The sequence below is a fragment of the Nocardioides sp. Z38_18 genome (genome assembly GCF_058215695.1).
This window is the reverse complement of the sequence record NZ_JBZAJE010000001.1, coordinates 1,246,590-1,265,241: the sequence shown is the minus strand read 5'-3', so window position 1 is coordinate 1,265,241 and position 18,652 is coordinate 1,246,590. Positions and strand designations below refer to the sequence as shown.

Below are 18,652 nucleotides of genomic sequence, written 5' to 3'. Positions count from 1 at the left end.
GGCGGCGTCAGGGCACCTTCGGGGGCACGAACTCGAAGGTCATCCCGAGGAGCCACAGCAGCAGGAGCACCACCGGCAGGTGGAAGAGGAACTGCACGAACGTGAACCCGATCAGGTCCCGGGCGCGCAGCCCCAGGACCGCCAGCAGCGGCAGCATGAAGAACGGGTTGACCAGGTTGGGCAGGGCCTCGGCCGCGTTGTAGATCTGCACGGTCCAGCCGAGGTTCATCCCCACGTCGGTGGCCGACTGCATCACGTACGGCGCCTCGACCAGCCACTTGCCCCCACCGGAGGGCACCAGGATCCCCAGGATCGCGGTGTAGATGGCGATCACGATCGCGAACCCGCCACCGCCGCCGAGGTCGGTGAACAACTCGGCGAGGTGCTCGGAGACCGAGAGCCCGCCACGTCCCGCGGCGCCGGTGAGGACCGCGGCCATCGCGGCGTAGAGGGGGTACTGCACCAGGACGCCCGCCGTGGTGGGCACCGCCTTCGCGGTCGCGTCCAGGAAGCCCCGCGGGGTGCCGTGCAGCACCAGCCCGAGCACGACGAAGACGAGCAGGTAGGTGTCCAGGCTGCTGATCACGCTCAGGAACGGGTTGTCCAGGAGCTGGTAGACCAGCCACAGCAGCGCCAGGGCCCCGATGAACAGCGGCAGGATCATCGACCGCTCCAGCCACTCCCCCGGGCGGGTGCTCGGCGGGGGCGGGTCGACGGTGTCGTCGAGGTCGACGCCGAGGTCGTCGGCGGTCTTGATCGCCCCGCCCTGCGGCGCGGAGAGCCACGCGATCACCACGGTGAGCACGATCAGGATGCCGGCCATGGTCAGCGACTGCCAGGTGAGGATCGTGTCGCCGAAGTCGAGCACGCCGGTGATCTTGAGCAGGTCGGGAGGCAGCGATGACGCGGTGGCCTGGAGCTGCGCCGCGGAGGAGGAGAGCCCCAGCGCCCAGACCGCACCGAGTCCCATGTACGCCGCCGCGCCTATCGCCCGGTAGTCCACCGTGAGGTCGTCTCGCCGAGCGATGGCCCGGGCGAGGAGCCCACAGAAGACCAGGCTCAGCCCCCAGTTGAGCATGGAGACCGTGCACGAGATCAGCGAGACGAAGGCGACCGCTCCCCGCGGCGTGGACGGCACCCGCGCGATCCGCACGATCGCCTTCGCCGCCGGCGGGGAGGTCGCGACGACGTAGCCGCTGAGCACGACCATCGCCATCTGCAGGGTGAACTCGGCCAGGCCCCAGAAGCCGCCGCCGAAGGACTCCGCCACCACCTTGGGGCTGGAGCCGTTGACGAGCGCGGCGAGGGTCACCACCACGACGCCGCCGAGGGCGAAGACGTAGGCGTCGGGGAACCACTTCTCGGTCCACCCGGCGAGTCGCTGTGCGAACCGCGCCAGTCCGCGTTCCTGGACCTCTGCGGTCGATGAGGTGGTCGCCATGGCGTCCCTTCCCGAAAGGATGGGATCAACCTAGGCCCGGGATCGCTCCGCGGCTAGTGCCTGCTCGTTCGGCACCTGCTCCACGACGGGGTCGCGATGCCGAACCGGCGCGAGAGCACGAACCAGATCAGCAGCCCGACCAGCACGATCGGGAGGTGGGTGAGCACGGTCAGGGCGATCAGCACGAACAGCACCGGCGCCAGTGGGAACGGCGGGCGTCGCCATGCCCGGGTGGCCGAGGTGACGGCGCCCGCCGTTCCCGCTGGCGCCATCGAGGACGAGCGCACCGGCAGGTCGGCGAAGAGCGGGACGAGGTCGCCCCGCGTTCGCGCCGACCACACGGCATCGCTGCGTTCGTCGAACTCGTCCTTGGTCAGCCGGCCCTCGGAGTACTGGTCGCCCAGGAGTCCGACGGCCTCCGCACGTTCCGCGTCGCCGATCCGCAGCGTGTCCATCACTCCTCCTCGAAGGCGTCGTCCGGCTCGGTTCCGTCAGGGCCCTCGGCGAGCAGGCCGTAGAGCCGCCTGCGGGTGTCGCCGAGGATCTCGATCGCCTTCTCGCGCTGGTCCGGCGTGCCGGTGGTCGCCACCTGCACGATGGCGCCGACGGTCTGGCCGATCACCTGCTTGAAGTTCACGGCCTCCTCGTCGTCGGCCTCGGTCACGAACGGCGCCCAGACCGCTGCCATCTCCTCGGGGTGCGCCTCGACGTACGCCGTGCCCTCGGCGGTGAGCCGGATCGCCTTGCGGCCGGTGGGCGCGTCCTCGACGAGGCCCTCGTCCTCGAGCTGGGCGATGGTCGGGTAGACCGAGCCGGGGCTCGGCTTCCACACCCCGTCGGTGCGCTCGGCGATCTGCTGGATCACCTGGTAGCCGTTCACCGGCTCGTTCGAGGTGTGCAGCACGTCGAGGATCGCGGAACGGACGTCGCCGCGGCGTACCCGGGGGCGGCCGCGGCCGCCGCCGCGTCCTCCGGAGAAGTCACCTCCGAAGCCGGGGCCGAACATCTGCGCGACCCAGGGCGGCGGTCCGCCCATCGGGCCGGCCCAGGGGCCGCCCCAGCCGCCGTGCGCGCCGTGCCGGCCGCCTCCACGCCCGCCGCGCTGGCGCCGGGTCGGTTCGAAGTCTGGTGTCCACATCGGGTGTCCCATGTCGAGAGCTCCTTTCGTCGGCGTGCCGGTCCCGGTGGTGCTCCTCGGGTGACAACGACACTGTCTCGATATGTTGACGATATATCGCGAGTGTTCGTGAGGCAAGACCGGATCTCCGGGTAGTCCCGATCATTTGGCACCCTGATCGACCCCGTGGACCGGCCGATCGAACGGGACTACCCGGATCTCGGGCGAGCCGGTCAGCGCCCGGTGGGCCGGCGTCGTAGCGTTTCCCGGTGACTCCTTCCCCGCACGACCGCTACGGCTCCGACGTCCTCGCCACCGACTGGCGTACGCCGAAGAAGGGCCGGGCCGTCGAGATCGACGCCGACCTCGGACTCGTGGTCGAGGAGGTGACCACCGACTGGTGCGGCGAGATCGTCAAGGTCGAGCGCGACCTCGGCACGGTCACGATCGAGGACCGGCGACGCAAGCGCCGCACGTTCCCGCTCGGGACCGGTTTCCTGCTGGAGGGGCGCCCGGTGATCCTGGTCCCGCCGACCCGCAAGGGACCCGAGGCCCCGACCCGGACGGCGTCGGGCTCGGTGGCGGTGCAGGGCGTCAAGGCCCGAGTCGCCCGCGGCAGCCGGATCTTCGTCGAGGGGCGCCACGACGCCGAGCTCGTGGAGAAGGTGTGGGGCGACGACCTGAGGATCGAGGGCGTCGTCGTGGAGTACCTCGAGGGCATCGACGACCTCGGCGAGAAGCTGCGCGACTTCGGCCCCGGGCCCGAGCGGCGGGTCGGCGTACTCGTGGACCACCTCGTGCCCGGCTCCAAGGAGAGCCGGATCGCCGCGTCGGTGCGCAAGTCGGCCGTCGGCAAGCACGTGCTGATCGTGGGCCACCCGTTCATCGACATCTGGGCCGCGGTCAAGCCCGAGCGCCTGGGCAAGAAGGCCTGGCCGCAGATCCCGCGCAACGTGGAGTGGAAGCACGGCGTGTGCCAGAGCTTCGGCTGGCCGCACCGCGAGCAGGCCGACATCGCCCGCGCCTGGAAGCACATCCTCGGCGGCGTACGCGGCTTCCAGGACCTCGACCCCGCCCTGCTCGGCCGCGTCGAGGAGCTCATCGACTTCGTCACCCAGCCCGGCACCTGATCCCTGCCGTCCACTGAGTCCCGGTCCAGATCTCGCACACGCGCGGACACAAGTTCGGAATCGCGCACCGCTTCACGCTCAGCCGGGCCGCTCGACCGGTACTTCTGTCCGCGCGTCTGCGAGAGGAGGGGCGCTCCCAGGTACGTCGGGGAGCTAGTCGACGAGGTCGCGGACCACGGCGTCGGCGAGGAGGCGGCCGCGGCGGGTGAGGACGAGCCGCTCCCCTCCGAGTACGGCGAGCCCGTCCTCCACCACGGTCTCGGCGCGGGAACGGTCGACGAGATCGAGGGGGAGGCCGTCGCGCAGGCGCACCTCGAGGAGCACCCGCTCCAGGTGACGGGTGTCCTCGTCGAGCAGCTCACCGTCGAGGGCCGGAGACTCCCCCGCGGCGATCCGGGCGGCGTAGGCGCTGGGGTGCTTGACGTTCCACCAGCGCTCGCCGCCGACGTGGGAGTGCGCGCCGGGACCGATCCCCCACCAGCTCGCGCTGGTCCAGTAGAGCTCGTTGTGCCGGCACCGCGCGGCCTCGCTGCGGGCCCAGTTGGACACCTCGTACCACTCCAGGCCCGCCGCGCCGAACGCCTCGTCGGCCAGGACGTACTTCTGCGCCAGGTCGTCGTCGTCGGGCGAAGGGATCACCCCGGTGCGCACCTGCCGCGCGAGGCGGGTGCCGTCCTCGACGATCAGGGAGTACGCCGAGACGTGGTCGGGCCCGCAGGCCAGCGCAGCGTCCACCGAGCGCTGCCAGTCCGCGACCGACTCCCCCGGCGTGCCGTAGATCAGGTCGAGGCTGACCTGCTCGAACCCCGCCTCGCGCGCCCACGCCACCGCGCGGGCGACGTTGGCCGGGTCGTGGGTGCGCTCGAGCACCCGCAGCACGTGCGGCACCGCCGACTGCATCCCGAAGGAGATCCGGTTGAAGCCGCCCGCACGCAGGGCGGCGAGGCTCTCGGGGGTGACGCTGTCGGGGTTCGCCTCGGTGGTCACCTCGGCTCCGGGCACCAGCCCGAAGGTCGTGTCGATCGCGGCCAGGACGGCGACCAGGTCGGCGGCCGGCAGCAGCGTCGGGGTGCCGCCACCGAAGAACACCGTCTCCACGGGCGGCCGGTCCGGCCCGAGCACCCGTCCGGCGTACTCCACCTCCGCGACCGCGTGCCCGGCGTACGCCGCCTGCGACCCGCCCCCGCCGAGCTCGGTCGCGGTGTAGGTGTTGAAGTCGCAGTAGCCGCACCGGACCGCACAGAACGGCACGTGCACGTAGACACCGAACGGCACGCCGGGTGGAGCTTGGGGAGACACCGCCCCAGTGTCACACCGGCTGCCACCCGGAGAGAAAACGAGCCGTGACGGGGCCGCACCGACGGAGGTAGCGTGACGAAAAGTCGAAGGGATCCCCAGATGACTCTCGGACGCCTCGCCCGCACCCTCACCCCGGCCCTGACCAGTGGCTTGGCGACCGTCGTCGCCACCGGCCTCACGGTCGGGCTCACCGCCGCCCCGGCCCAGGCCGACTCGGCGCGACCGGCACCCACGCGGATCAACCTCCCCGCCGGGTTCCAGCCCGAGGGCATCACCATCCGTGGCGGCCCCACGGCCTACCTCGGCTCCCGCGCCGACGGCAGCATCTACGCCGCGAACCTGCGCACGGGCAAGGGCCGGGTGATCAGCAGGGGCGACGGCACCCCCGCGGTCGGCCTCAAGCTCGACGGCCGCGGCCGGCTCTGGGTGGCCGGCGGCGACGACGGTGACGCCAAGGTGGTCAGCGCCCGCACGGGACGCGTGCTGGCGCAGATCGACCTGGCGAGCGGCGACTCCTTCGTCAACGACGTCGTGCTGCGCGGGAGGTCCGCCTGGTTCACCGACTCCTCCCGGGCGGTCCTCTACCGGGTGACCCCGCGCAACGGCCAGCCCTCCCAGGCAGCGGTGCGCACCGTCGCGCTGCGCGGCGCCTGGCAGCAGCAGCCCGGGGTGATCAACGCCAACGGGATCAGCACCACCCCCGACGGCCGCGCCCTGCTGGTGGTGCAGTCGCCCACCGGCTACCTGTTCCGCGTGAACCCCCGCACCGGCGTCGCCACCCGGGTGGCCCTGGGGTCGGCCACCCTGACCAACGGCGACGGCATGCTGCGCCGCGGCCGCACCCTGTACGTCGTCCAGAACCGGCTCAACAAGGTCGCGGTGCTCGAGCTCGGCAAGCGCGGGAAGGCCGCCCGGCTGGTCCGGACCCGCACCTCCGGCGACTTCGACGTCCCCACCACCATCGCCCGGTACCGCAACCGGCTCTACCTGCCCAACGCCCGGTTCGGGACGCCGGAGACACCGACGACGCCGTACTGGATCACCCGGCTGGGGCGCTGAGCTCCCCCGGACGCGACCGTGCCCGGCGCCAGCGTCGGCTGGGACCGGGCACGGAGCGATCCGATCGGCGAGCGACTGCTCAGGTGTAGAGCTTGTCGATCTCCGCGGCGTAGTTGCTCTCGACGACGTTGCGCTTGACCTTCATCGAGGGGGTCAGCTCACCGGACTCGACCGAGAGGTCGTGGTCGAGCAGCTGGAACTTCTTGACCGTCTCCCACCGGTTGAGCTGGGAGTTGAGCGTGTCGACGTACCCCTGGACCATCTCGCGGGTCTTCGGGGCGGCAACGATCTCCGCGTAGGACTTCCCGCCGAGGCCGTTCTCCTTGGCCCAGTCGGCCGCGGCGTCGGGGTCGAGGGTGACCAGCGCGACGCAGTAGTTGCGGTCGTTGCCGAACACCATGAACTGGCTGGCGTAGGGGCACACGGCCTTGAACTTCGCCTCGATCGCCGGCGGCGCGATGTACTTGCCGCCGGAGGTCTTGAACAGCTCCTTGATCCGGCCGGTGATCGTCAGGAACCCCTCGGAGTCGAGCGATCCCTTGTCACCGGTGCGCAGCCAGCCGTCCTCGGTCAGCGTCCTCGCGGTCTCGTCGGGCAGGTTGTGGTAGCCGTCCATCACGTTGGGGCCGTTGATCTGGATCTCGTCACCCTCGCCGAGACGGACCCGGCTGCCGGGGAAGACCGAGCCGACGGTGCCGAACTTGTAGGAGTCGGGGTGGTTGACGAATGCGCCGGCCGAGGTCTCGGTGAGGCCGTAGCCCTCGAGGATCAGGATGCCCGCGGCGTGGAACCACTCAGCGATGTCCTGGTTGAGCGCAGCGGCGCCGGAGATGAAGAACCGGACGCGTCCACCGAAGCGGTCGCGGATCTTGGAGAACACCAGCCGGTCGAAGAGTGCGTGCTGCACCTTCAGCGGCAGCGGGACCGACTTGCCGTCCCGCTTGAGCGCGTCCACCTTGCGACCGACCTCGAACGCCTTGAGGAAGATCTTCTCCTTGGCGCCGCCCTCGGCGGCCTGCATCGTGACGATGCGCGCGTGCGCCTTCTCGAAGATCCGCGGCGCCGCACCCATGAAGGTCGGCTTGACGACCGCGAGGTTCTCGATGATCTTGTCGACGCGGCCGTCCACCGCGGTGGCGAAGCCACAGGCGAGCTGGGTGGAGAGCAGCACCTTGCCGAAGGAGTGCGCCATCGGCAGCCACAGGAACTGCACGTCGCTCTCGTCGAGGATCTGCTGGGCCTGGATCGCCGCACCCTCGTAGGTCCACGAGGAGTGCCGCAGGCGAACGCCCTTGGGCTTGCCGGTCGTGCCGGAGGTGTAGATCAACGTGGCGAGGTGCTCCGGCTCGATGGCCGCCGTCGCGTTCTCCACCGCATCGGCGTTCGCCGCGAGGTGGGCGTCACCCAGCACGCTCAGCTCCTCGAGGCTGATCACCCAGTCACCGTCGCCCTCGCCGTCGATCAGGACGACCTTGGACAGATGCGGCAGCTCGGACTTGTACTTCGTGAGCTTCTCGACCTGGCTGGCGTCCTCGGCGAAGACCACGCGGCACTCGGAGTCGGCGAGGATGTAGGAGACGTCCTCGGCGTGGGTCGTGGGGTAGACGGTGGTCGTCGCACCCCCCGCACACATGATCGCGAGGTCGGCGAAGATCCACTCCACCCGGGTGTTGGAGGCGATCCCGACCCGCTGCTGCGGCTCGAGACCCAGTGAGAGCAGGCCTGCGGCGATCCGGTCGACCGCGTCCTGGGTCTCCTTCCAGGTGTACGACGGCCAGGGCTCCCCCTCGGCGCCGGGGCGGCTGTAGGCCACCAGGTCGGGGGTCTTGGCAACGCGTTCACGGAACTGGGCGGCCACGTTCGGCGACCGGTTCTCGATGAACGACGTGTCAGTTGCGACGGGCGACATGGGGTGCTCCTGGGGTGGCTGAACAGGCCCGCCGGGCGGACCAAGGGTGGGTGACTTGTGAGTAACCTAGATCACAGGTCAAGTCCGCACCCCCCACAGGCACTCGGTCGCGCCAAAAAATTCCGCCCCGAACCGCGTCCCGGCGACCCCCTTAATTCGACTCTTTTAGTAGACTAAACCGATGGAACTCGTCGCGGTCCCCCTTCCCACGCTGGACGATCCCCGCGTCGTCGTACCCGCACCGGGATCGGGCCCCGGCAACTGGGCCGGCGCCGCCTCGGCAGTACTGGTTGACGGGGTCACCTATCTCACCTACCGGTTGCGGCGCCCCCTGACCCAGGGCCGCGGAGTCGCCACGGTGGTGGCGCGGTCCACCGACGGGCTCATCTTCGAGCCGGTCTGCGAGGTCTACCGCGACGACTTCGGCGCGGAGTCCTTCGAGCGCCCGGTGGTGCTGCGGCGCCCCGACGGGGGCTGGCGGCTCTACCTCTCCTGCGCGACCCCGGGCAGCAAGCACTGGTGGATCGAGGCCCTGGACGCGGACCGGCCCGAGGACCTGCCTTCCGGCCGTCGCACGGTGGTGCTGCCCGGGAGTGCGCAGGTGGCGGTCAAGGACCCCGTGATCACCCTGCACGAGGGGAAGTGGGAGATGTGGCTGTGCGAGCACCCGCTCACCGACCCCGGGCACGAGGACCGCATGTCCACGTCGTACCTCACCAGCACCGACGGGCTGGAGTGGACTCGTCACGGCACCGTGCTCGCCCCGCGCCCCGGGGCGTGGGACTCCCGCGGCGCCCGGGTGACGACCGTGCTCAGCCACGACCCGCTCGTGGTGCTGTACGACGGCCGCCCCACCGCCGAGGACAACTGGCACGAGACGACGTCGGTCGCCCGCGCCGACGCCACCGGCCTGCTCCAGGCCGACCCGGAGGCGCCGGTGCTGCGCTCACCGGACTCCGACGGCGCCCTGCGCTACGCCTGCGCCGTGCCCCAGCCGGACGGGAGCACGCGGTTCTACTTCGAGCTCGCCCGCCCCGACGGCGCGCACGACCTGGTCACGACGCTGAGTCCTGCGTGACCGTGCGCCTGGTGTGGAACGAGCCGCCGTCGCGGTAGGTCCGCCACTGCTCGAAGGACTCCCCGGTGATCTGCTCGAGGACCGCGATGTCCTCGAGGTGCGGGGCGAGCAGCCGCTCGCGCTGCTCGGGCGTGAGCCGCGGCCGGGACGGGTCGCCGCCCTTGTGCAGCTGGCTGATCAGCGGCTTGCTCACCGTGCGCCAGACCTGCGGCGGCAGGAACTGCCCCACGGCCGCCCCCGCACGGATCACCGGCCCCACGGTGCGGGCCCGGACGCCGTCGCGAACGAAGACCCGCGAGTTGTCCGAGGGGATCGAGTCGACCTCCGCCCCGTCGACGCCGAGGAAGCCGAAGACCCGGTTCAGCGTCTGGTCGGGCTCGTCGACGAGCTCGCGGTAGCGCAGCAGCAGCACCTGTCGCCGTGGGAAGTGGTCGTAGAGGTCCGCCAGCTGACGGCCGTACATCCCCAGCCGGGAGTAGTGCCAGAACGGCGCCCACCCGGCCTCCACACGCTGCGGCTCGCGCGCGACGGCCTCCACCACGTCGGACTCCGGCTCCAGTCCGTCCATCCACAGGTGCATCCAGTTGGAGTACGCGCGGTCCACCGGGTCGCGCAGCACGGCGATCAGCTTCGCGTCCGGACGGTCCGCCGCGATCCGTCGGCGGGCGTCGCGGTTGTAGAGGTAGAACGGCGTGCTCTCCCCGCGCAGCATGCCGGGGGGTGCCGCGTCGAAGAGGTCGAGGTAGCGCTGCCGCTGCCAGATCCACTCCTGGTTGCTGTGCGCGTCGCCCGGACCCTTGTACGCCGGCGGCGGGGAGTCGCCGCACATGTAGTACTTCGGCTCCTTGACCGGACTCATGAACAGGCCCGGGTGCGCCGCCAGGGCCGAGTGCAGCGCGCTCGTCCCTGCCTTGGGGGCACCGATCAGGAAGAAGTCAGGCGGACGACTCATCGCATAAGTCTATCGACATTGTGGCGATTGGGCGATGCCCCAGAAGTACTTGCCACCCTGGAAAGTTCACTGCATACTTTCCATCATGGAAACTCCCCTCGACCCCGCCACCCAGCTGCACGAGCAGGAGCGGGCGGCCGCCCTTCCGTGGCTCGAGTACCCGCGGACCCCCTGGTTCCCGCTCGCCGGGGGACTGTGGTGGACCGCGATGCTCGCCACCTACCTGTACCTGTGGCGCAACCCATGGTTCGTCGCGGCGGTGATCGTGCTCGTGGGCCTCGAGGGGGCCTTCTTCGGCTGGTACCGACGCAAGCGGGGCACGTGGCCTTCGCTGCGTCGTGCCCCACGCGAGTTCCGATCCGCCACCACGGCGTACTTCGTGGGTCTCGCCGTGGTCGTCGCCGCGGTGGCCCTGTGCGTGGCCACACTCCCGGCAGCGGCAGCCGTGGCGATCTGCTTCGTGCTGGCCACCGGTGGGCTGCAGGCCTACGAGGTCGCCTACCAGCGCGCGGCCACGGCCACGCGGGCCCGGCTGGGATGAGCTTCGCCGACCTGGACCCGGTCATCCACGCGCCCAAGCGACTGGCGATCATGTCGGTGCTCGCCACCACGACCTCCACCGACTTCGGGTTCCTGCGCGAGCACCTCTCGGTGAGCGACTCCGACCTGTCCAAGCAGATGTCCGCGCTCGAGGCCGCCGGCTACGTCACGGTGACCAAGTCGCGCGGACGCGGTGGCGTGACGTCCTACCGGATCACCCGGCAGGGCAGCGCCGCGTTCCGCAAGCACGTGTCGGCGCTGCGGGCGATCGTCGGCGAGACCGTTCCGGACGAGCGCGGTTAGAACGAATCCACGAAGGCCTCGAGCCTGGACCGGGCCTCTCGGGCGAGGTTGTCGACCTTGCGCAGCTCAGGGAGCAGGAACCGCTCGCTGGTCAGCGCCCGGAACATCATCGAGACGGTCACCCCGTGACCGGGCTGGTGCACGACCTCGAGGTCGTCCCCAGCCTGGATCTCGCCCTCCTGGACCACGCGCAGGTAGGGGCCGGGACGCGCCCGCTGGGCGAACCGCTTCACCCAGGCCCGGCTGTCGTAGCCGCTGAGGTCCTGCCAGCTCTTGAAGTCGTTGCACGGGATCCGCACCATCGCCACCTCGAACGTGGCGGTGCCGATGCGCCAGCGCTCCCCCACCTCGGACTCGTTGACGTCGAGTCCGCGGGTGGTGAGGTTCTCGGCGAACTGGCCGTCGCGGATCTCCTGGCCGAGCTCCTGCTGCCACCAGTCGAGGTCCTCGCGGGTGAAGGCGTAGACCGCCTGGTCCACGCCACCGTGGTACTTGGTGTCACCGACCTGGTCACCCTCCAGCCCGAGCCGGTGCACCGCCACCGGTCCGTGCACCGGCTGCTTGTCCATCGCGGTGCGGCCGATGCCGGCCCACGCGGCCTCGCGCACCCTGCCGACGTTGACGGAGATCACCTGTGCCATGCGGGCAAGTGTGTCAGTCCGGCGCAGCGGCTCAGTCCTGAACGGCCTTCGCCACCGCGATGCACATCGTCAGGTAGTCCTCGGTGCCGATCTGCCGTTGCGCCTCGGGAGGGTCCTGGAGCCGGTCGCAGGCGTTGGCGAGCATGCGTACGACGACCCAGTCCCGGGCGCGCTGCTCGTCGAGCTCGGCGTGGTCGACCAGGGCGTGGAACCGCATCCTGATCCCGTCCCGCACGGTCCCCACGGCGGTGGGCGCGGAGAGCTCCTCGAACCTGTTCCACAGCATCGGCGCCGGCTCGTAGTGCGGGTCCCCGTTCACCGGCTTGGGGTCGATCGCCAGCCAGGGCTCCCGGTCCGAGGCCATCACGTTCTCGTAGTGCAGGTCCCCGTGCACCATCGTCCCGGTGGTGGCGGGGTCGGAGGCGAAGTCGCGCGACAAGGAAATGGCCTGCTCGACGAGCCGTCGCGGCAGCGGGGCGTTGCGCGGCAGCTGCCCCAGCGAGTCGGCCACCCGGGCGGCGTACGACGTGAGCGTGCGCAGCTGCGGCAGCGCAGGCACGTGCAGCAGGCGGTAGAGACCGGCGACGACCTCGCACGCCTCGAGGTCCCACATCTGGTCGAGCCGCTCCTGGTGCAGGCGCTCGAGCAGCATCGCGCGCCGGTGCGGGTCAGCGCGCAGCAGCTTCACCGCACCCCGGCCGCCCCAGTGCTGTAGCGCCAGGTGCTCGTGCCGGGTCTCCTCGTCGGCGAAGCTGATCTTGAGGACGGCGGCCCGTCCGCCCGCCGTGCGCACGGGTACGACGAGCGCGACGAAGCCGTGCATCATCAGGCCGTCGGGGGTCAGCTGCCACTCCTCCACCACCGTGGTGAGCAGGCCGGGCAGCCGGTCCACCCAGGCGGCCCACTCCGGTCCCCGCCGGGCCATGCCGAGCACCCCGTCGGGCAGCTGTGACGCCTTCACGGACCGATGATCCCACCACCCGGATCCCACCCCGCCCAGACGCTTGTGCGCCACAACCATCTGGTCAGGCAACCGGTTGAGGGAGAGGATTGGTCAGGTGACCTCCACCACACCCAACGGGGACGGCTCGGTCGGCCCCAGAAGCCAGGCACAGGCCGACGGGCAGGCCCCGGAGCCGGCCCCGGAGCAGGCACGGCAGCAGCCACCGGCAGGACCGCCGGAGGAACCCGGGGCCCGGAAGCCGGGCCAGGGCGGGGAGGCGACCGGGGACGCACCCGGTGAGTTCACCCACGCCCAGATCCTCACCATCCTCTCCGGGCTACTGCTCGGGATGTTCCTCGCAGCGCTGGACCAGTCGATCGTCGCCACCTCGATCCGCACCATCGCCGACGACCTGAACGACTACTCGGCCCAGGCCTGGGTGACCACGGCCTACCTGATCACCTCGACGATCACCACCCCGATCTACGGAAAGCTCGGCGACATCTACGGGCGCAAGAAGCTGTTCCTGTTCGCGATCAGCGTGTTCGTGCTGGGCTCGGCGGCATGCTCGTTCGCTGATTCGATGTACCAGCTGGCTGCACTGCGTGCCCTCCAGGGCCTCGGTGCCGGCGGCCTGTTCACCCTGGTGCTGGCGATCATCGGCGACATCGTCTCGCCGCGGGAGCGCGCGAAGTACACCGGCTACTTCATGGCCGTCTTCGCCACCTCGAGCGTGCTCGGCCCGGTCCTCGGCGGCCAGTTCGCCGGGCAGGCCTCGATCCTCGGGATCACCGGGTGGCGCTGGGTCTTCCTGGTGAACGTCCCGATCGGCATCGCGGCGCTCTTCGTGGTGACGCGCAACCTGCACCTGAACCAGGTGCGGCGCAAGGCCCGCATCGACTGGTGGGGCGCCGTGTGCCTGGTGGTCGCGCTGGTCCCGCTGCTCACCGTCGCCGAGCAGGGCCGGACCTGGGGATGGGGCTCCCCGCGCTCGATCGGGTGCTACGTCGTGGGCCTGATCGGCGCAGCCGCCTTCGTGGGCGCGGAGCGGCTGATGCACAACGACGCACTGATCCCCCTGCGGATCTTCCGGCTGCGGGCCGCGGCCGTGGTGATCGGCTCCAGCGTGATCGTGGGCGCCGGGATGTTCGGGGCGATCACGGTGCTGCCGCAGTACATGCAGATCGTGCACGGAGCCTCCCCCGAGGAAGCCGGGCTGATGATGCTCCCGATGGTCCTCGGGATGATGACCGCCGGCGTGGCCGTCGGCCAGGTGACGTCGCGCACCGGCCGGATCCGGATCTTCCCGATCTTCGGTTCCGCCATCGCCTCCGCGTCGATGATCGCCCTGTCCTTCGTGGGAGCCGACACCAGCCTGGTGTGGGTGATGGCCGGGATGCTCGCGCTCGGGCTCGGGCTCGGCCAGTGCATGCAGCCGCTGACGATCATCGTGCAGAACGCCGTGCCCCCTCGCGAGATCGGGGTCGCGACGAGCTCCGCGACCTTCTTCCGTCAGCTCGGCGGCACCCTGGGGGTCGCGGTCTTCCTCTCCCTGCTGTTCAGCACCCTGGGCACCAACGTGCAGGATGCGTTCAAGTCGGCGGCGCCGGAGATCCAGCGGGCCGCGGCCGCGGGCCAGGTCCCGCACACGCCCCTGAACGACGAGGTGCTGGCCGGCCTGAGCGGCAAGTCCCAGGGCGGCGGTGGCGTGTTCGCCCGGATCCAGAACGACACCTCGATCATCAACGACATGAGCCCGGTGATCGCGCACCCGTTCAAGGTCGGCTTCGCCGACTCGATGGGCACGGTGCTCCTCGGTGGCGGCCTGATGATGGCCCTCGGGTTCCTGATCCTGCTGCTGCTGCCCCCGATCACGCTGCGCAAGACCTCGGCCAGGACCGCGGCAGCTGAGGAGGAAGCGGCCGCAGAAGCCGCTGCCGAGCCCCCGATCTGAGGCGCTACTTCTTGGGCTTGTCCCCGGGCGCACCGCTGGTGGAGAGGGCTGCGATGAAGGCTTCCTGGGGGACCTCGACACGGCCCACCATCTTCATCCGCTTCTTGCCCTCCTTCTGCTTCTCCAGGAGCTTGCGCTTGCGGGTGATGTCACCGCCGTAGCACTTGGCGAGCACGTCCTTGCGGATCGCGCGGATGGTCTCGCGCGCGATCACCCGAGCCCCGATCGCAGCCTGGATCGGCACCTCGAACTGCTGGCGCGGAATCAGCTCGCGGAGCTTGCCCGCGAGCATCACGCCGTAGCTGTACGCCGCGTCGCGGTGCACGATCGCGCTGAACGCGTCGACGGTCTCGCCCTGGAGCAGGATGTCGACCTTGACCAGGTCGGCTGCCTGCTGCCCGGTGGGTTCGTAGTCCAGGGAGGCGTAGCCCTTGGTCTTCGACTTCAGCTGGTCGAAGAAGTCGAACACGATCTCGCCCATCGGCAGCGTGTAGCGCATCTCGACCCGGTCCTCGGAGAGGTAGTCCATCCCCTCGAGCTGCCCGCGCTTGGACTGGCACAGCTCCATGATCACGCCGATGTAGTCGCTCGGGCTCAGGATCGTGGCCTTGACCACCGGCTCGAGGACCTTCTCGATCTTCCCGGCGTTGGGGTACTCGCTCGGGTTGGTCACCAGCTGCTCGCTGCCGTCCTCCATCACCACGGTGTAGACGACGTTCGGCGCGGTGGAGATCAGGTCGAGGTTGAACTCACGCTCGAGCCGCTCGCGCACGATCTCCATGTGCAGCAGCCCCAGGAACCCGCAGCGGAAGCCGAAGCCCAGCGCACCGGAGGTCTCCGGCTCGTAGGCGAGCGCGGCGTCGTTGAGCTGCAGCCGCTCCAGCGCGTCACGCAGCGTCGGGTAGTCGTCGCCGTCGATCGGGTAGAGCCCGGAGTACACCATCGGGTTCGGGTGGCTGTAGCCGCCGAGGGGCGTCTCGGCGCCGTGGTGCTGGCTGGTGACGGTGTCACCGACCCGGGACTGGCGCACGTCCTTCACGCCGGTGATCAGGTAGCCGACCTCGCCCACACCGAGGTCGCCGGCCTTCACCGGCTCGGGGCTGATCACCCCGACCTCGAGCATCTCGTGGACCACGCCGTTGGACATCATCTTGATCCGGTCGCGGTGGGTCAGCTTGCCGTCGACCACGCGCACGTAGGTGACCACGCCGCGGTAGGTGTCGTAGACGGAGTCGAAGATCAGCGCGCGCGGCGGGGCGTCGGGGTCCCCCACCGGGGCGGGGGTCTGGGCGACGATCTCGTTGAGCAGGTGCTCCACGCCCATCCCGGTCTTCGCCGAGACGTGCAGCACGTCGGAGGGCTCGCAGCCGATGATGCCGGCCAGCTCCGTGGCGTACTTCTCCGGCTGGGCGTTGGGCAGGTCGATCTTGTTGAGCACCGGGATCACGTGCAGGTCCGCGGCCAGGGCGAGGTAGAGGTTGGCCAGCGTCTGCGCCTCGATGCCCTGGGCGGCGTCGACGAGCAGCACGGCCGCCTCGCACGCCTCCAGGGATCGCGAGACCTCGTAGGTGAAGTCGACGTGGCCGGGGGTGTCGATCATGTTCAGCACGTAGGTGCCCGGCTCGGCCAGCGCGTCGTTGTCCGGGGCCACGGTCCAGGGCATCCGGACCGCCTGGCTCTTGATCGTGATGCCGCGCTCGCGCTCGATGTCCATCCGGTCGAGGTACTGCGCGCGCGCAGCCCGCTCGCTGACCACGCCGGTCAGCTGCAGCATCCGGTCGGCCAGCGTGGACTTGCCGTGGTCGATGTGCGCGATGATGCAGAAGTTGCGGATGATCGCGGGGTCGGTCTTGCCCGGGACGGGCGCAGCGCTGTTCGGGGGCACTAGGGCACAGACGACTCTCGTTGATGAGCAGGGGACGCCCTCATTCTCCCATATCGGCGGAGCCCGACCGCGCCCCGCCGACCCCGGTCCGGTTTCCCAGGTGATGAACCCGAACTGCCTCTTCACACACCCCACGCCGTGTGTGAAGAGGCAGTCTGCTGTGTGGAGTCCGAGGCGTGGAGTACGACGGCCGGCGGCCGCCTCCGCGAGCCCGCCGCCTCGCCCGCCCCTAGGCTGACCGCGTGGACGCACAGGGACGAGTCGCGGTACTGGCAGGCGGGACCGGACTGGTCGGGGGACACCTGCTGCGACAGCTCCTCGAGCACCCGCGCTGGGATCGCGTCGTCAGCATCGGCCGGCGCGAGATCGACCTGCGCCACGACAAGCTCGAGCAGCGCGTCACCGCCCTGCCCGACGTCGGGGAGCTGCCGGTGTGCGACGACGTCTTCTGCGCACTGGGCACCACCATCAAGAAGGCAGGCAGCCGGGCGGCGTTCCGGTCCATCGACCACGACGCTGTGGTCGCGCTCGCTCGCGCAGCCGCAAAGGGCGAGGCATCCAGCTTCCTGCACGTGACCTCGATGGGCGCCGACGCCGGCTCACGCGTGTTCTACAGCCGGGTCAAGGGCGAGACCGAGCGCGACGTCGCCGCGGCCGGGATCACCACGACCGTGGCGTTCCGGCCCTCGATCATCGACGGCGAGCGAGGCGAGTCGCGTCCCGCCGAGCAGGTCGGACTGGTCGTGATGCGGGCGCTCGCCCCCGTCCTCGGCCGGTTCCGGCCCACGCGCGCCGAGGACATCGCCACGGCGATGATCCGTGAGGCGGAGCGACTGGATCCCGGCGTACGCACCGTGTCCGCCGCCCAGATCCCCCGACCGGCACACTGAGAGTCGATCCGGCACGAATCAGGTGGGCCGCCGATTTGGGCACGCCCGCTGCGCGCTGATATCGTTTCTCTTCGTGTGTGGACACTTGGCCAGACACCCCCCGAACCTATTCTCAGCAAACGAGGCGAGCCTGTAGTGGCGAACATCAAGTCCCAGATCAAGCGCAACAAGCAGACCGAGAAGGCGCACGAGCGCAACAAGGCTGTGAAGTCCGCACTGAAGACCTCCGTGCGCAAGTTCCGTGAGGCCGTTGCCGGCGGCAACGCCGACGAGGCGAGGACGGCTGCTCTCGACGCCGCCAAGCGCCTCGACAAGGCCGCCTCCAAGGGCGTCATCCACAAGAACCAGGCCGCGAACCGCAAGTCGGCCATCCACAAGCAGGTCTCCTCGCTCTGAGGTCCACCACCTCCAGCGAGTCCAGGGGCTGACCAGCCCCTCGCAACAGGCGTCGCCTCCCCTCGGGGGGACGGCGCCTTCTTGCTGTCCCCGTGCGGCCCGCAGAGCAGACCGGGCCCGGCTACCTGCTGGGGCGCGCGCGGACGATGTCGAGAACCATCTTCTCCAGCGCGTACGCCGGGTCGCTGGCGCGTCCCTTGATGTCGGCATCGGCACGGGCCACCACACGGATCGCTCGGCCGACCCCGTCCTCGTCCCAGCCGTGCGACTGACGCCGCAGGGCGTCGAGCTTCCACGCGGGCACGCCGACCTCGCGCATCAGGTCGTTGTTGCGCATCCCCCGGGGCGCCGCCATGAACTTCGCCAGGCTGCGCAGCCCGCCAGCCATCGCGCTGGTGACCAGCACCGCAGCGGTGCCGCGGTCCAGCGCCCAGCGCAGCTCCTCCAGCGCCCGTGCGGTCTGTCCGTAGAGGGTGTGGTCGGCGACGGCGAACGACTTCGCCTCCGCCCGGCCACCGAAGTACTGCTTGACCATCTCCACGGTGATCGGCTTGCCCTCGAAGTCGTCGGCGAGCTGACCGGCCGCGCCGGCCAGTGATCGCAGGTCCTGCCCGACCGCCTGGATCAGGAAGTCGGCGGCGTCGGGGTCGATCCGCACCTTGCGCGCCCGCAGCTGGTTGACCACGAAGCCGGGGAACTCCCGGTTGGTCAACGGCGCGGACTTGACCTCGGTGACCGCCGGCAGCTTGCGCAGCTTGGTGAGCAGGCCGCTCCCCTTCTGGCCGCCGCTGTGGGCCAACACGAGGGCCACGTCCTCGGCCGGAGCCGCCGCGTAGTCGAGGAGACCGGCCGCGGACTCCTCGGGCAGGTCCTCGAGGCGGCGTACGACGACGCAGCGGGTCGTCGAGAACAGCGAGGGCGCGGCCAGCTCGCCGAGGGTGGCCATCGTCAGCGAGCCCGCGGAGGTCTCGGAGAACTCGGCCTCGACGTCGTGGCGGCGTACGGCGGAGCGGACGTCGGCCACCGCTCGCTCGCCGAGGAACTCCTCGGGCCCGGTCACCAGGGTGACCTTGCCGAGCACGTCCTGCGGCTGCGGGTTGACCATGAGCGCAGCC

Annotated in this window: 18 protein-coding genes; 8 read left to right on the top strand and 10 right to left on the bottom strand. The window is 70.4% G+C overall.

Going from position 1 to position 18,652, the window contains the following annotated elements; translation table 11 throughout:
- Window positions 1–7: 7 nt before the first annotated feature.
- Genes AC4BGC_RS06005 through AC4BGC_RS05995 form a run of 3 tightly spaced genes read right to left on the bottom strand, consistent with a single transcriptional unit; the run spans window position 8 to window position 2,591 of the window.
- On the bottom strand, window positions 8–1,441 hold the full coding sequence (locus AC4BGC_RS06005) for a short-chain fatty acid transporter (RefSeq protein WP_490554800.1): 1,434 nt from the start codon (window positions 1,439–1,441) through the stop codon (window positions 8–10).
- Window positions 1,442–1,494: 53 nt separating this feature from the next.
- Window positions 1,495–1,896, bottom strand: coding sequence for a DUF1707 SHOCT-like domain-containing protein (locus AC4BGC_RS06000; protein WP_490545079.1), 402 nt, complete (start codon window positions 1,894–1,896; stop codon window positions 1,495–1,497).
- Window positions 1,896–2,591 (bottom strand): PadR family transcriptional regulator, encoded by a 696-nt coding sequence (locus AC4BGC_RS05995; protein WP_490545082.1) that lies wholly within the window; start codon window positions 2,589–2,591, stop codon window positions 1,896–1,898. The genes AC4BGC_RS06000 and AC4BGC_RS05995 overlap by 1 nt, the downstream gene beginning before the upstream one ends.
- Before the next feature lie 236 nt (window positions 2,592–2,827).
- Between AC4BGC_RS05995 and AC4BGC_RS05990 the strand changes: the two genes are divergently transcribed.
- Window positions 2,828–3,688, top strand: a complete 861-nt coding sequence (locus AC4BGC_RS05990) for a DUF3097 domain-containing protein (protein WP_490545084.1) — start codon at window positions 2,828–2,830, stop codon at window positions 3,686–3,688.
- A gap of 153 nt (window positions 3,689–3,841) precedes the next feature.
- Here the strand turns inward: AC4BGC_RS05990 and hemW are convergent, their stop codons facing one another.
- Window positions 3,842–4,987: a radical SAM family heme chaperone HemW gene (hemW, locus tag AC4BGC_RS05985; protein WP_490554798.1), complete on the bottom strand. Its 1,146-nt coding sequence runs from the start codon at window positions 4,985–4,987 to the stop codon at window positions 3,842–3,844.
- Between the two features lie 99 nt (window positions 4,988–5,086).
- Here hemW and AC4BGC_RS05980 point away from each other — a divergent pair, with 99 nt between their 5' ends.
- Window positions 5,087–6,046, top strand: a complete 960-nt coding sequence (locus AC4BGC_RS05980) for an SMP-30/gluconolactonase/LRE family protein (RefSeq protein WP_490554796.1) — start codon at window positions 5,087–5,089, stop codon at window positions 6,044–6,046.
- 79 nt (window positions 6,047–6,125) lie between these two features.
- Here the strand turns inward: AC4BGC_RS05980 and AC4BGC_RS05975 are convergent, their stop codons facing one another.
- Entirely contained in the window at window positions 6,126–7,955 is a 1,830-nt protein-coding gene (locus tag AC4BGC_RS05975) for an AMP-dependent synthetase/ligase (protein WP_490554794.1), read from the bottom strand.
- Between the two features lie 181 nt (window positions 7,956–8,136).
- On the opposite strand from AC4BGC_RS05975, the gene AC4BGC_RS05970 reads away from it, so the two are divergent.
- Entirely contained in the window at window positions 8,137–9,033 is an 897-nt protein-coding gene (locus AC4BGC_RS05970; RefSeq protein ID WP_490554792.1) for a glycoside hydrolase family protein, read from the top strand.
- Here the strand turns inward: AC4BGC_RS05970 and AC4BGC_RS05965 are convergent.
- Entirely contained in the window at window positions 9,011–9,985 is a 975-nt protein-coding gene (locus AC4BGC_RS05965) for a sulfotransferase family protein (protein ID WP_490554791.1), read from the bottom strand. The two genes, AC4BGC_RS05970 and AC4BGC_RS05965, sit on opposite strands and share 23 nt — an antisense overlap.
- An 85-nt stretch (window positions 9,986–10,070) precedes the next feature.
- Here AC4BGC_RS05965 and AC4BGC_RS05960 point away from each other — a divergent pair, with 85 nt between their 5' ends.
- Both AC4BGC_RS05960 and AC4BGC_RS05955 read left to right on the top strand, forming a co-directional pair.
- Complete coding sequence (locus tag AC4BGC_RS05960) at window positions 10,071–10,526, top strand: hypothetical protein (RefSeq protein ID WP_490554789.1); 456 nt, start codon at window positions 10,071–10,073, stop codon at window positions 10,524–10,526.
- A complete protein-coding gene (locus AC4BGC_RS05955; protein WP_490545097.1) occupies window positions 10,523–10,828 on the top strand; it encodes a winged helix-turn-helix domain-containing protein in 306 nt (101 codons plus the stop codon). The genes AC4BGC_RS05960 and AC4BGC_RS05955 overlap by 4 nt, the downstream gene beginning before the upstream one ends.
- On the opposite strand, the gene AC4BGC_RS05950 is transcribed toward AC4BGC_RS05955, so the two are convergent.
- Window positions 10,825–11,469 carry an MOSC domain-containing protein gene (locus AC4BGC_RS05950; protein WP_490554787.1) on the bottom strand — a complete coding sequence of 215 codons (645 nt, stop codon included), beginning with the start codon at window positions 11,467–11,469 and terminating at the stop codon, window positions 10,825–10,827. The two genes, AC4BGC_RS05955 and AC4BGC_RS05950, sit on opposite strands and share 4 nt — an antisense overlap.
- 31 nt (window positions 11,470–11,500) lie before the next feature.
- Window positions 11,501–12,430 carry an aminoglycoside phosphotransferase family protein gene (locus tag AC4BGC_RS05945; protein ID WP_490554786.1) on the bottom strand — a complete coding sequence of 310 codons (930 nt, stop codon included), beginning with the start codon at window positions 12,428–12,430 and terminating at the stop codon, window positions 11,501–11,503.
- Between the two features lie 97 nt (window positions 12,431–12,527).
- Here AC4BGC_RS05945 and AC4BGC_RS05940 point away from each other — a divergent pair, with 97 nt between their 5' ends.
- Complete coding sequence (locus tag AC4BGC_RS05940; RefSeq protein WP_490554784.1) at window positions 12,528–14,366, top strand: MDR family MFS transporter; 1,839 nt, start codon at window positions 12,528–12,530, stop codon at window positions 14,364–14,366.
- Window positions 14,367–14,370: 4 nt separating this feature from the next.
- Here the strand turns inward: AC4BGC_RS05940 and lepA are convergent, their stop codons facing one another.
- Window positions 14,371–16,251 carry a translation elongation factor 4 gene (gene lepA / locus AC4BGC_RS05935; RefSeq protein WP_490545104.1) on the bottom strand — a complete coding sequence of 627 codons (1,881 nt, stop codon included), beginning with the start codon at window positions 16,249–16,251 and terminating at the stop codon, window positions 14,371–14,373.
- 242 nt (window positions 16,252–16,493) lie between these two features.
- Between lepA and AC4BGC_RS05930 the strand changes: the two genes are divergently transcribed.
- Complete coding sequence (locus AC4BGC_RS05930; protein WP_490554783.1) at window positions 16,494–17,141, top strand: Rossmann-fold NAD(P)-binding domain-containing protein; 648 nt, start codon at window positions 16,494–16,496, stop codon at window positions 17,139–17,141.
- Window positions 17,142–17,276: 135 nt separating this feature from the next.
- Window positions 17,277–17,537, top strand: a complete 261-nt coding sequence (rpsT, locus tag AC4BGC_RS05925) for a 30S ribosomal protein S20 (RefSeq protein WP_490554781.1) — start codon at window positions 17,277–17,279, stop codon at window positions 17,535–17,537.
- Between the two features lie 121 nt (window positions 17,538–17,658).
- On the opposite strand, the gene holA is transcribed toward rpsT, so the two are convergent.
- Complete coding sequence (holA, locus tag AC4BGC_RS05920; protein ID WP_490545109.1) at window positions 17,659–18,642, bottom strand: DNA polymerase III subunit delta; 984 nt, start codon at window positions 18,640–18,642, stop codon at window positions 17,659–17,661.
- Window positions 18,643–18,652 lie beyond the last annotated feature (10 nt).

Bases quoted from the DNA above. Each gene is read 5' to 3' on its own strand.
- AC4BGC_RS05980 (WP_490554796.1), top strand. From the start codon at position 5,087: ATGACTCTCGGACGCCTCGCCCGCACCCTCACCCCGGCCCTGACCAGT.
- AC4BGC_RS05955 (WP_490545097.1), top strand. From the start codon at position 10,523: ATGAGCTTCGCCGACCTGGACCCGGTCATCCACGCGCCCAAGCGACTG.
- AC4BGC_RS05970 (WP_490554792.1), top strand. From the start codon at position 8,137: ATGGAACTCGTCGCGGTCCCCCTTCCCACGCTGGACGATCCCCGCGTC.
- AC4BGC_RS05995 (WP_490545082.1), bottom strand. From the start codon at position 2,591: ATGGGACACCCGATGTGGACACCAGACTTCGAACCGACCCGGCGCCAG.
- AC4BGC_RS06000 (WP_490545079.1), bottom strand. From the start codon at position 1,896: ATGGACACGCTGCGGATCGGCGACGCGGAACGTGCGGAGGCCGTCGGA.
- holA (WP_490545109.1), bottom strand. From the start codon at position 18,642: ATGGTCAACCCGCAGCCGCAGGACGTGCTCGGCAAGGTCACCCTGGTG.
- AC4BGC_RS05965 (WP_490554791.1), bottom strand. From the start codon at position 9,985: ATGAGTCGTCCGCCTGACTTCTTCCTGATCGGTGCCCCCAAGGCAGGG.
- AC4BGC_RS05975 (WP_490554794.1), bottom strand. From the start codon at position 7,955: ATGTCGCCCGTCGCAACTGACACGTCGTTCATCGAGAACCGGTCGCCG.
- AC4BGC_RS05960 (WP_490554789.1), top strand. From the start codon at position 10,071: ATGGAAACTCCCCTCGACCCCGCCACCCAGCTGCACGAGCAGGAGCGG.
- AC4BGC_RS06005 (WP_490554800.1), bottom strand. From the start codon at position 1,441: ATGGCGACCACCTCATCGACCGCAGAGGTCCAGGAACGCGGACTGGCG.
- AC4BGC_RS05950 (WP_490554787.1), bottom strand. From the start codon at position 11,469: ATGGCACAGGTGATCTCCGTCAACGTCGGCAGGGTGCGCGAGGCCGCG.